The sequence below is a fragment of the Bradyrhizobium sp. 31Argb genome (genome assembly GCF_043638955.1).
Classification (GTDB): Bacteria; Pseudomonadota; Alphaproteobacteria; order Rhizobiales; family Xanthobacteraceae; genus Bradyrhizobium.
Genome location: NZ_JBEGDB010000233.1, coordinates 1 through 12715 on the forward strand (window position 1 = coordinate 1; position 12715 = coordinate 12715).

A 12715-nucleotide genomic window follows, 5' to 3' on the forward strand; every position below is an offset into this window, starting at 1 on the left:
CTGACCCCATGGGGTCAGTCCGCTGACCCCGCAAACCTCTCACAGAGGCGCTCTTACACAAAACTTCTGACACTCCCGCGGAGCGTAACGCGGCGGGCGAGTACCAAAGCCCCCGCGGCGAACTAACGGTGACGGCGCCCCTCGTGTTCGGGCGGATGCATCTCGTGCCTATCATCGCCGAGTTCATGACGCAGTTCGTCGATGTCCGGCTGAACTGCCGGTTCCACGACCGCAATCTCGATCTGCAGGACGAAGGCATCGACGTCGCGGTCCGCGTCGGCCCACTATCGGACAGCCGCTGGCGCGCCCGGCGCGTCTGCACCGTTCAGCGTGTCGTCTGCGCAAGCCCCCACTATCTTGCGCGGCGCGGCGAGCCCCTCACGCTCGCCGATATCAATACGCATGACTGCGTGAGCTTCCATGGTCTTGATCCGCCGGGAAGCTGGTTGTTCCCGACGTCAGAAGGCACCGCCTCAGTGCCGATCCGCTCCCGCATTATGTTCGATACAATCGAATCGGCGATTGATGCCGGCATTGCGGGAATGGGGCTGATCCGCGTCCTCTCCTACCATGTCCGCCCCGCCATCCGCTCAGGCCTCCTGCGAGAGGTGCTGGCTGAGTTCGCGCCGCCGGAGGCGCCGGTACAGATCATCCATCGCCATGACGAGCTGGTGCCGCTGAAGGTGCGCGCCTTCATCGATTTCAGCGTGCCGCGCCTGGAGACACTACTGGCGTTGTAAATTTCATAAGCTCTGCCCCCAGCACGTCTATCCATGGAATATGCTCGTGGTGCCCGCTTTCGAAGCGGTGCGAAGTCCGTTGACTTCTTCAGTTCGACTTCGAGAGCCTTCAGGCGGCCTTCTGCTTTGCGCACCACTTCCGTTATTGGCCCTTCTCAGACTCGCGGGTCCGACCGAATGTCCACTTTGCGCCAGGAGTCGCCCTCCACGCCAAGTCGCACTTTGACCCAAAGCCTCCTCTCGGGGCCGGCTCTGCTCACGTCAGTGCGGACATTGGTCAGGACCTGCGGACCCAGGCGATGGTCGTTTCCGCCGCCGATCGGCACGTACGAGGGTGAATCGATGCCGCTCTCGGACTTTTGCTCATCCCCAGCGCGGTCGCGGCCTGGCCCGATTCAGCAGGTCACGTGAAAAAGGCCGATCTTCTTCGCATGCGAGCTGTTGAACGTGTGAATCGCCTTGGGCGTCGGCTGCAGCAGGACAGTGCAGCCCTTTCTCGCAAAATACGCGTCAGCTTCCGGCGATAGATGCACATTGCCGAACTGGCCCGATCCCAGAATTAGCTGCTCACATCCCTTCTCAAAGACGAACTTCGCTTCGTCCTTCGAGAGGACATGCGAGGTGCCGTAGTACTTCTTCGACAGCTTCTTCTTCCGCCTTGCCACTTCGCCGGACAGACGAATGATCACGTCGTGTTCATAGATCTCTCCGTCAATCGTGATGGTGCCGAATGTGGTGCGTTCAATCTTCATGGACTGACCTCCTCATGATCTCGACACGAGGCCCCGACCCGGCAGACGAGCCTTATTCTACCTGATTGTATCAAGCCGTGCGTGGGTACTTGCGATGTGGCACGCGCGTCCCAGATCGGTCTCTCAGAACCTCAGCGTGAAGCGTCCCTTGACCATGTTGTTGGTGTCGGTCTCGGCGAGCTGGCCGGCATAGAAGATCGAGAGCGAGGTGTTGGCGCTCAACGCCATGTCGAGGCCCGCCTCGATGAGCGCCGCATCGCTGGCGATGGGCACCCCGGAGATGGCGAAGGGCGTCGTGCCGGGGCCGAAGGCGAATAGCGCCTCCGGCGTGATATCGCCGAAGGCGTGCTGCCAGGCGAGCGTGCCCTTGAAGGTCGTGGGGATGGGGCCGAGGAGGAAGGGCACGCTGATGCGGGCACCCAGGGTGGAATAGGTCACGCCCTCGCTGCCGCCGTAGCCGGTCAGCGCGGAGGAGCCGCCGATCTCGGTGAGGCCGCTGAGATCCACGTTGACGTAGGCCAGCCCTGCGAACGGCTCGAGGCTCACGCTGGCGGAGGAGAGCCCATAGCCCACCTCGCCGAACACCTGGCCCGTGCGGGCCGAGGTGTCGGCGGAAAGCGCATTATAGAAGCCGGGGAAGACCACGCTGCGGTCCGCGCTGATGTCCGCCCAGCTATAGGCCCCGCCGAACCGCACCCCCAAGGCCCCGAAGCTCGTTCCGCCATAGAGCGCCACATGGGCATTGTCGCTGGAGAAGGACGAGGAGCGCGCATCCACGCGGTAGTTGGACGACGAGTAGCCGGCGGCGAAGCCGAGGCGCCAGTCGCCTGTCCCGCCGAAGAAGGTGCGGTCATAGCCGACGATGATGCCGGAGACATCGCCGGAGATGGTGGCGGCATTGCCGTTGCCGTCGATCCGGCCCCAGGCGCCGAAGCCCTGGGCCCAGAAGGCGTCAGGCGTGCCCGGCAGCTCGATGACGGCGGCGCCGGACGGGGCTTTGGCGGCATAAGCGACCGGCGCGGCGGCGGGCGTCGCCACCGGCACCCGGGCCCGGTCGAGCACCGCCCGGCGCAGGATCAGGCTCTCGTCCTGGAGAACGGACATGGCCGAGGGATAGACCTCGCCGGAAAGCGCATTGAACACGCCGGGCACGCCGGAGACCGGCAAGGTGACGATAGCGTTGAACAGCGTGTTGCCGATCCCCAGAGCCTGGGCGGCATTGGCCACGGCAAACTCGTTGGCCGTGGTCGCATAGGAAGCGAAGCGCGGGCTGGAGCCGCCACCGCCTCCCCCACCATTGCTTCCGTCGTCATAGACCAGCGTCAGATAGACGTTCTGGGCGTCGTAACTGAGGGTCGGGGTGAGGAAGGCGAAGTCGGAGGACACCGAGCCGAAGGTGCCACTCACTGCCCCGGAGGTAGTGAGGATGGCATAGGTGGTGTTGGGGCCGTAGGCGCCGGGCACGGCGAGCACCTGAACGCCGGCGCCAGTGTTGATGCTCACCGCCCCGGTCGAGGTGATGAGGTTGTGCTGGCCCTGGGGCGTCACATCCACCTGATAGATGGAGCCGGCATTAAAGCTCACGGCGCCGTTCACCGTGAGGGTGCCGGGCGGGTTGCCCGGCGCCACCATGCCACCGCTGCCCACCGACAGAGCGCCGATGGTGCCGCTGCCCTTCAGCAGGCCGCCGGAGAGCACGTTGACCGCTCCGGTTCCCGCCGCCGTCGAGCTGCCCAGAACCAGCGTGCCGGAGGACACCGTGGTGCCGCCGGAATAGCTGTTCGCGCCCGCGAGGACGAGCGTGCCGGCGCCTAACTTCGTGAGGCTGCCGGTGCCCGAAAGCACCTGGGCGATGGTGAAGGTATTCGCTGTATCCGCAATATCGAAGCCGCCGCCATTGGCGCCCAGATTGATGGCGCGGTTCGTGGAGGTGAATGCCGTTCCCGTCACCTGCAGCGTGCCGCCATTCAGCGTTATCCCGCCCGATGGGGCGCCAAGACTTTCGTTGGCAGAGACTGATACGCTGCCCGCTTCGATAAGGGTGCCACCCGAATAAGTATTCGGACCGCTGAGCACCAGCGTTCCGCTGCCGTTCTTTACCAGTGTGCCGCCACCGTCGACGATGCCTGTGAGGGTGAGCTGCGCATCTGTGAGGAATGTGCCGCCACCGCTGCCGAGGGTCACGTTGCGGCTTATGGAAAATGCCTGAGTGTTCTCCAGCGCACCGCCATCGAGGGTGAGCCTCGCGGCGGCACTGCCGATGCTCTCGCTGGCGGCGACGGAGAGCGTGCCACCTCTCACGGTGGCGCTGTTGAAGGCGTTGTTGCCGGAGACGATCCAGGTTCCGCCATCCACCACGAGCGCATTGAAGCCCACATAACTGCCGTCGTATTGGCCGGTGCCCGCGCCCAACAATTCCAGCGTCTTGGGACCGGGACCGGACAGGAGGCCGGCAGACACCGTGCCGTTGATGATGGAGGTCGTGCTGATCTTCAGCGTGACGTCGTAGCCGCTCAGTTCCACATTTCCATTGATGGTGCCGGTATTGATGAGAGCGGATGTGCCGTTGCCTTGCTGGGTTATCGCCATGCCGAGGGGACCCGTCCCCTCTATGGTGCCATGGTTCTCGATGGCGATGGTGCCGGTACCGATGTTGGCGTTTATGCCGGCTCCACCGCGGATGAGGCCGCCGACACCGTTGGTGATCGAGACGCCGCTCCCGTTCACCCGGATGCCGTCGCCCTGAGGCAGCGTCGCGCCATTGAGTGTGGTGCCCAGGCCGCCCTGTCCTCCGGCTCCCCCTTCGATGGAGCCGGAATTGGCGAGGCTGTTGCCTCCGGCCATGAGAACGCCAGTTCCTCCAGCCCCGCCCGCTCCACCAAAGCCACCTCCCGGCGAGGTGCCGCCATCCGCGCCCGTATTGCCGCCATGGCCACCCGCTCCGCCGACAATCTGGCCGGCATTCATCAGCGTCGCATTTGCCGAGCCTTCCGGCGCTCCCAGCGTAACGCCCGCGCCGCCGGCGCCGCCGTTCCCCCCGTTGCCGCCGCGCGATAGGCCTGAATTGCCGCCCATGGCTCCGGCTCCGCCCGCGCCTCCCGTAATGGTGCTCGAGTTGAGCAGAATATTGTTGGCATCGACCACGATGCCGTTGCCGCCGGCTCCGCCGTTCCCGCCCCTTGATCCTGTTGAGCCAGCGTTCACTCCGCCTCCGCCCGCGCCGCCGGCGCCACCGGTGACAGACATGCCGTTGGTGAGGGTAATTCCGGTGTCGAGCCGCATGCCGACGCCGCCACCCCCACCATTGCCGCCCGCGCCCGGAAGGGCACCCGTGCCTCCCATTCCGCCGGCACCGCCGGCGCCGCCATTCATCACAGCCTGATTGGTGATGCTGGAGGGGATCGCCTCCGAGAGAATGCCTCCCGTCCCGCCCATCCCGCCGGCACCGCCAGCGCCTCCGACGGGGAATCCACTCGAACCGCCCGAGCCCGCGCCGCCGGCGCCCCCGGCATAGCTGTCGGTCCCGCTGATAATGCCGGCGCTATCTATGATGACGGTTGGCGTCCCACCGGCTCCGCCACCCGGCGTGCCTGGCGCTCCGACGAAGTCATCCGCCGATACGGGACCTCCAAGGACGATGAAGAGCGGTAATGCCACACCGCAGGACAGGGCTGATCGCTGTAACACGCACGCGCGGAAGCTACCGACCCCAACCCGCCCCAGCCCAAACGCATTCATCACCAATTCCCTTGTGTCGATCGACGCAGAGAATCCTTTCTAGCGGCAAGCAAGGGGGCATCATTGATCGAGCGTCCCAACGCCTGGGCGCTTCACTCACCGTGACCCAGTTGGGAGATCCACCCCAGCAGTTCCGTCCTCCGCATGCCGGCCCAACTGAGGTCGAGGCTCGCAAAATGGCGCCTCGCAGGGTCGGCCGCATCGCGCACGTCGCCGGGTGTCAGGCCAAAGCTGCGTTGGAAGGCGCGCACGAAGGCGGCATCGCTGGAGAAGCCGCATTCGACGGCCACATCGATGATGCGGCGCTGGCGCAGACCCGGCGAGGAGAGCAGCGAAAAGGCATGCAGCAGCCGCCGCCGCTGGATGAGCCTGACCAGCCCGCCCTTAGCCTCGAGCGCGCGATAGAGGGCCGAGCGCGAAACGTTGAACCGCGCACAGATCGTGGCGACATCGAGAGCGCCATCATCGATATGATGCTCCACATGCGAGAGCACCTCCTGCAGGATCTTCGCGTTGCGCGGATGCCGCGTTTCGTCCGCGAACTGGGCGCGGGCGCCGAATGCCTGCGCTATGAGCGGCATTGCGGCTCGAACCTCGGCCGCGCCCTCTTCGAGCGTCATGAACCGGGCCCGTCGCCAGAGCGAGAGCAAAAGCCCGCCGACAAGTCTGGCCTGCGGCGAGCCCGCCGGAAGGATGGTTCCGCCGGCGGCGTCGGGCTCGCTCAACATGGGCGCCAAAAGGCGTCGCGGCACGATCAAGACCAGCGAATGAGCGAAGCCGCCATTCGCAGGAGCCGTCGTCCAGTAGCGGCCGACATGCGTCATGTCGATGAGGCCGACGTCTCCCGGACGGACGGTGAAGCCGCGCCTTTCCGTTTCCGCGTGGGTCTGGCCTTGGAGATGGAATTGCAGTTGGTAATGATCGGCGCTGCCGCGCCTCACATGTCCTGGCGTCCGGTCATACAAGAGAGAGCTGACGCGCCCATCGACCAGAAGAGCCTGACCAAGGTGGGCCGTTGCTGTGAGGTTGCCGAACTCCTCCGCCGCGCCCAGCAGAAAGAGGTCCGTCAGTTCTGCCGTCAGATCGCGCATGGCGGAAAAGCCGAGGGCCGAACGATCGAGGCGTGAAGCGGAAATGATGATCCCGTCTGGCCGCGCTTCAGCGGCGCCCCGTGGCACGTTCCTGTTCCTCATGTCAAATCTCTACATGGTGTCGTCCGTTCTAAATCTGCGGAGCGATCGGCGCCAGAGGCCTAATCCGCCAGCTTCCATTTCCTTGCGCACCTTCGGGTCCGTGGGGCTAGGAGCCCCCTTCCATTTACAGCGCGTCGAACTGGCCGGTGAGGGTGACGCGCGGGCCATGCGTGTAGTGGTCAGGTGTGAGACTGTTGCGGGACGCACCGGATTCGTTGCGGAGAGCCTCGGCTGTCTTGTGGGCACGTTCGATTTCGGCGACGCAAGCCGACGCTGGTGGCAACCTGCCGAAAGTGCATAGCGCGTGCAGGGCGCTTCGAGCAAATTCCAAACAGGAGACCATCAAAGCACATGAAGGGCAGCAGTCGGCCCGACCTCTCAATGTGTGGGCGTTCTTCCAAGAGCGCCCGCGGACAAGAAATCAAACGCACACGAATCGTCTGCGTTTGAGAGGGATAAGCTCAGCGAGCAGGAAAGGCTAAAGGCGCGAAAATGACGGCCTCTTCCAGGCCAGCCCAACCATTCGAACGAAGGGAGAGCCCTATGAAACGTCTATCGTTGGTCATCGGCATGCTGGCCGCGCTCGCGGCTCCCAGTGCATCGGCTCAACCGATTAATCTGACCGGCATCTATACGTGCGTTGACAAGTGTCGGGGAAGTCTGCCTGCCCATGTCACGCAGAACGGATATGACTTCAATCTCTTGACCGAGGCAGGCGTGCCTGCGCGCGCGTGGCCGGACTGGTTTTCGCCGACGAGCCGGATCTGGATCGATGCCTTCAACGAAGGTGCGGTTTACTCCCCGGATGGCATGCTCATTCAGTTTGACAATGGGACCATCTGGCATCGAGGCTTGCCGCTGCCTCGGCGAAGGTGATCTGTACTAATAGCTGCGCCGCCAGTCGTCATGGTCAGGACACAGCTTCTCGCCGGTTCATGTCGGGATAGCGCGCGCTCGGCATATCGGCACGCTCTATCACCGCGACACCTCGTCGCCGCCGCGCCTCCTGAAGCGTTTGCGCAGCGAGGGCGACCTCGATCCCGCCTCTTGCCCTAACAGACATCGCTTTGCAGCGTCCACCCTTCGCCCGGTCCACTGTGTTAAATTGCGTGAGAAGTTCGGCGATCGGGGCTTCCGTCGACAGATGCGCCTTCGCAGGCCTCTCCAATGTGCTATTCTGATCGCAGAGGCCATAGGTATACCATGACGGGTATTGCAGAGTGGCTAGCATCGATCGGCTTGGGAGAGTACGCCCAGCGTTTCGCCGAGAACGCCATCGACCTCTCGGTCGTCGGCGATCTCACGGAGCAGGACCTCAAGGACCTCGGCGTCCTGCTTGGGCACCGGCGCAAGATTCTGCGCGCGATTGCAGAACTTAAGAGTGAAATCCCTGTATCGGCCCGAACGGGCGCCAAACCAGCGCCGCGGGACAGCGCCGAGCGGCGCCAACTCACGGTCATGTTTTGCGATCTGGTGGATTCGTCGGCACTTTCGGCCCGACTAGATCCGGAAGACTTGCGCTCGGTCATCAGCGCCTATCACGACTGCATCGCGGAGGTTATCTCCCGGAATGAGGGCGTCATCGCGCGATACATGGGGGATGGCGTGCTTGCCTATTTCGGCTATCCCCAGGCGCACGAGGACGATGCCGAGCAGGCGACACGCGCGGGGCTGGCACTGGTCGATGCCGTGGCCAACCTCCAGACAGACATCGGCACCAAGCTACAGGTCCGCATTGGTATCGCCACCGGCATGGTCGTCGTGGGCGATCTGACCGGTGAAGGTGCCGCCAGGGAGCAGGCGGTCATTGGTGAGACACCGAACCTGGCTGCTCGCCTGCAGCAGTTCGCCGAACCCGGTATGGTGCTGATTTCCGAGAGTACGCACCAGCTCACCGCCGGATATTTCGAATACCGCGATCTCGGCTCGATCGCGCTCAAGGGATGGGCGGAGCCAGTACCTGCCTGGCAGGTGCTCGGGATAAGCCGAGTGGAAAGCCGCTTCGAGGCGCAGCGCAAGACTCGATTGACACCGCTGATCGGGCGTGACGAGGAGATCGAGCTGCTGTTGCGGCGCTGGCAGCATGCCGCGTCAGGCGAAGGCTGCGTGGTGGTTCTAACTGGAGAGCCAGGTATCGGTAAGTCGCACATTGCGCTGGCGCTTCAAGAGCGACTCCGGACCGAACCACACATTACGGTACGCCATTTCTGCTCGGCGCACCACACCAACAGTGCGCTGTATCCATTCATCGCCAATCTCGAACGTGCTGCCCGGTTCGAGCGAGGCGAGACGCCGACGGAGAAGTTTGCCAAGCTTGAAGCTCTACTCTTGCGGTCTGGTGCTGAAGCAGACCGTGTGGTGCCGGCTCTGGCCAACCTTCTGTCGCTGCCGCTCAGCGAGCGCTACCGCCTGCCCGAGCTGAGTCCGCAGAAGCGCAAGGAGATGACGCTGGCGGCGTTCCTGGCTCAGCTCGACGCATTGGCGGCGCGGCAGCCAGTGTTTGTCATCTTTGAGGATGCCCATTGGGCGGACCCGACTTCGCTGGAGCTGCTCGCGGTTACACTGGAAAGGATGCCGCGACTTCGCGTGCTGCTGCTGATCACCGCCAGACCAGAGTTCACGCCGCCCTGGCCTGGTCATGCACATGTGACGACGGTCCCGCTCACACGGCTGAGCCGGCGCAGCGGGGCGGCATTGGTCAAGCGCATCACAGCCGGCAAGACGCTCCCGGAGGAGGTCATGGACCAAATCCTCTCCCGTACCGATGGCGTGCCCCTGTTCGTCGAGGAACTGACCAAGGCCGTGCTCGAAACCGGGCTGTTGCAGGAGCGGGACGACCATTACATGCTCAGCCGTCCGCTACCCTCGATGGCGATTCCAACGACATTGAACGCATCCCTGATGGCCAGACTAGACCGATTGGCCCCGGTAAAGGACGTGGCCCAGATCGGCGCAGTTGTGGGGCGCGAGTTCTCTTACGAACTGCTGAGGGCCGTTACCGGGTTGCCGAGGCAGAGGCTTGAGGAGGCGCTTGCCCAGTTGGTTCGGGCGGAGTTGATATTCTGCCGGGGCGAGATACCTCGCGCGGTCTACACCTTCAAGCATGCGCTTGTGCGGGACGCTGCCGAAGCCGGACTTCTGAAGAGCCGACGCGCAGCGCTGCATGCCACCATCGCAGACGTCTTCGAGCAACGGTTCCCGGAAATTGTGGAGACTCAACCCGAGACTCTCGCACTCCACCTGACGGAGGCGGGACTGTTCGAAAAGGCAGGAGCATATTGGCTCCAGGCAGGCAAGAAGGCGGCCATGCGCTCCGCCAACCTCGAAGCCATCGCACACTTGCGGAAAGGCATCGAGATCTTGGCCCATTCGGCCGACGGCGCACAGAAGGACAGACGCGAGCTTGATTTCCAATTCGCGCTGGGACCATGCCTAATCGCGACCGAGGGGCCGGCCTCGCCACATGCGGTGGCGACCTTCACTCGTGCGCGCGAGCTATGCCAGCGCCTCGGAGATCCCCCCGAGGAACTACAAATCATGTTTTGGTTGACCACCGCGAGCGTCATGCGTGGTGAGTTGCCGGTCGCCGAGGAAATGATCTCGGCGCTGCTCGATCTCGCGCAGGCGCGCGGCGATCGACCAACATTGCTCAACGCGATGCGTGGGCAAGGGATGATTCGTCTTTTCATGGGACATCTTGCAGGCGCCCACGACGTGATCGAACGAGCCTTCGAAGCGTTCGAGGCGAGCAGCGAGCAGGACAGATTGGCGGCGCGTGCCGCCGGCCAGGATGCGGGCGTGGCCGACCTTGCCTTGATGTCATGGGCGCTCTGGCTGCTGGGCCGCGCTGATACGGCACTCGCACGCCTAAATGCCGCCATTCGGCGTGCCGACGCCATCAGTCATCCGCATTCGCAGGCCTATGGATGTTATTATGCGTCCATTCTCTACGCTCTTCGGGGCGAGTTCCTGACTGCACACCGCTATGCCGAACGCTGTCTCGCCTTGTCGGAGGAACACGGCTTCCGGCAATGGCGAGGATTGGCGCGCGCCGTCCGGGGGATAAGCGCCACCTTTCTTGATCCTTCGTCCGCCGCGCTCGCGGAAATCCGGACTGCGATGAAGGAACATCACAGCGCAGGCTATCAGCTCGGCATCACAGCACTCTACGTGCTCCTCTGTCCGGTCTTGTTATCGAGCCAACAATGCGAAGCTACGCTGGAGCTTATCGAACAGGGCCTCGCTACAACCAGCCGTAATAGCGAACGGATATTTGAGGCCGAACTGTATCGACTGAAAGCGCGCGTGTTGCTCTTCGATGGCGTACCGGAAGCCGGCACCGAGGCGCAATCAATGCTCGATCACGCATTGACAATTGCCAGAAGCCAGCACGCCAAGGCCCTTGAACTTCGAGTTGCCGTAGACCTTGCCGCCTTGTGGTTCGATCAGGGCAGGCGCGAGAAAGCGCTCGAGCTGCTCGCGCCCATCTACGCCTGGTTCACCGAGGGCCTTGATACGCAGGATCTAAAACAAGCCAAGGCGTTGCTCGACCGGCTGCGGTAATTTCGCTTGGACGACCGATATCGTGGCCTGGCTCAGAAAGTCGACCGTAAAGCTACTTTACCTTGGCGTTAAGCCGCTCGCTTCTGACATTCATGATACGCATCTAGCACCTCCCCCCATCCCTGCGGGTCGTTCTTCTTCGGATCCTCATTTATGAAATGTGGCCCGGCATGCCCCGGAAGTCCTTTGTGTTTGTTGTATGCTTTGATTGCTTGTTCCGTAGCAACCTTCCCCAACTTTCGCCCCATATCCAGGTTGCTGTGATTCCATTTGAAACTGATGTGCCCCGGCACCCGAATCTCGACGACGGTGCCTTCCCACTTCTTGTCCCCGGGTTTTGGTGGGTCGTACCGCACATGGTATTTGAACAGCCTGACGTCATCTTCGCCAACGGTCGCAGCGAACAATTGGCAGAGATTTGCCAGCGCATCGTGAAGGTTTTGCGGCTTGCGGACTTGCTTGGCATCGACGATCCTGCTCACCCATATTTCGTGTAGCGGATCGTCTGGCTTATGGTGCTCCTCGAGCAAGCTCTCGAAGTTGACCGTGTCGACCAGGGCTCCTTCGCAGTATGTAACTCCGTCGATCCGTACGGTTTCTTCGACGAAGGGAAGGGCTGAACACGCACATAGGCTGGATGCGCTGATGGGCCCCTTGTACTCTTTCTCGTCGGCTTTCTGGGTCATTGGACGGTTGGAAAACAACGCAAGCTTATGTGCGTCAAGATTCCAGGCGTTGTGAAATATGCATGGCGTTCCAGGTTTTTTCAGCGCCTCGAAATTTATGCTCTTCATAAACTGGCTGTGCGGATAGTTGATCCTGGAGAGGCCAGTGACGTGGGACAGATACATCATGGACGTGAGATAACGAACGAAAGGATTAGGTGCCAGCACCTGATTAAGAATCCATCCGTTTACGTCTCCCCTGTCCAGGTTCGCGAACCTCTTCCCGCCGTCTGTGTCAGGCTGTTGAGCGAACCAGAGCGACATGGACTCCCTGTAGGCATTCATGATGCTGGATGGGCTCCATATATCCTTATAGGTATTGGGATCTGTGACGAAGTTGGTCACAGCCTTGCCAACGCTCTCCCAATCCGGACCGAACACGGTGTTTATGGGAAAGCGCCTATAGCCTTCATCGTCTCGAAACACGCCATTCTTGAAGAACTGATAGGTCTTTTCCGCCCTATCTTTATTTGCAACGTGATCAAACTGATTGTAGACGATCCCAACCCAAGCGCCGATGCAGGACAATGCCCACACATCAAAGGTTATATCTGCGTCGGCAAGAGCTTCCAGAACCCCAATGTGCAGGCCTGCTGCCGGACCGCCACCGCCGAGCGCTATCGCTCTCTTCACCATTGGTTCCTCCATCTAATCTGTCGTGTGGCTCATTCTCCGATCGAATTTCTGAATTGCGTAGAGATGACGAGATCAGTCGTTCTTGGACAGGCTCATAGATCCAGAATTGCGAAACACCCAGAATTGCGAAACACGTGTGTGCGACGGAGCGGTGGACGTCGATGTTCGACGCTTTCTCGAACATGCTGATCGCACTGGCGCCCGTCGGACAAGAGCCGGCGTTAACGTATCGCGGTCTGGCCCATCCATCTGTGAACCGGTTCACGCAAGATATTTATCGCTGACGATAGTACGTGAGCGTCACGAGAGGATCGCCGTGCCCGGCCTTGACTTGCGCGGAATGCTTTGGATTGCCCGATCGGGGTGAT

6 protein-coding genes and 2 pseudogenes are annotated in these 12715 nt (G+C 62.3%); 4 read left to right on the top strand and 4 right to left on the bottom strand.

Annotated elements, in window-relative coordinates; all coding sequences use genetic code 11:
• Positions 1 to 116: 116 nt before the first annotated feature.
• A pseudogene (locus AAFX91_RS31505) lies at positions 117 to 740 on the top strand (LysR substrate-binding domain-containing protein); the annotation flags it as partial.
• 395 nt (positions 741 to 1135) lie between these two features.
• Here the strand turns inward: AAFX91_RS31505 and AAFX91_RS31510 are convergent.
• From AAFX91_RS31510 to AAFX91_RS31520, 3 genes are all read right to left on the bottom strand, one after another.
• On the bottom strand, positions 1136 to 1492 hold the full coding sequence (locus AAFX91_RS31510) for an Mth938-like domain-containing protein (RefSeq protein WP_394569193.1): 357 nt from the start codon (positions 1490 to 1492) through the stop codon (positions 1136 to 1138).
• 123 nt (positions 1493 to 1615) lie between these two features.
• Entirely contained in the window at positions 1616 to 4927 is a 3312-nt protein-coding gene (locus AAFX91_RS31515; protein ID WP_394569194.1) for an autotransporter domain-containing protein, read from the bottom strand.
• Positions 4928 to 5322: 395 nt separating this feature from the next.
• Positions 5323 to 6423, bottom strand: a complete 1101-nt coding sequence (locus AAFX91_RS31520) for a helix-turn-helix domain-containing protein (RefSeq protein ID WP_394569195.1) — start codon at positions 6421 to 6423, stop codon at positions 5323 to 5325.
• 543 nt (positions 6424 to 6966) lie between these two features.
• On the opposite strand from AAFX91_RS31520, the gene AAFX91_RS31525 reads away from it, so the two are divergent.
• The 3 genes and pseudogenes from AAFX91_RS31525 to AAFX91_RS31535 all read left to right on the top strand — a co-directional run bounded on the left by AAFX91_RS31525 (position 6967) and on the right by AAFX91_RS31535 (position 10986).
• Positions 6967 to 7299, top strand: coding sequence for a hypothetical protein (locus AAFX91_RS31525; RefSeq protein WP_130580641.1), 333 nt, complete (start codon positions 6967 to 6969; stop codon positions 7297 to 7299).
• Between the two features lie 40 nt (positions 7300 to 7339).
• A pseudogene (locus AAFX91_RS31530) lies at positions 7340 to 7459 on the top strand (N-formylglutamate amidohydrolase); the annotation flags it as partial.
• 167 nt (positions 7460 to 7626) lie between these two features.
• Positions 7627 to 10986 (top strand): AAA family ATPase, encoded by a 3360-nt coding sequence (locus AAFX91_RS31535; protein WP_130580642.1) that lies wholly within the window; start codon positions 7627 to 7629, stop codon positions 10984 to 10986.
• Positions 10987 to 11054: 68 nt separating this feature from the next.
• On the opposite strand, the gene AAFX91_RS31540 is transcribed toward AAFX91_RS31535, so the two are convergent.
• Positions 11055 to 12347 (bottom strand): patatin-like phospholipase family protein, encoded by a 1293-nt coding sequence (locus tag AAFX91_RS31540; RefSeq protein WP_245476420.1) that lies wholly within the window; start codon positions 12345 to 12347, stop codon positions 11055 to 11057.
• Positions 12348 to 12715 lie beyond the last annotated feature (368 nt).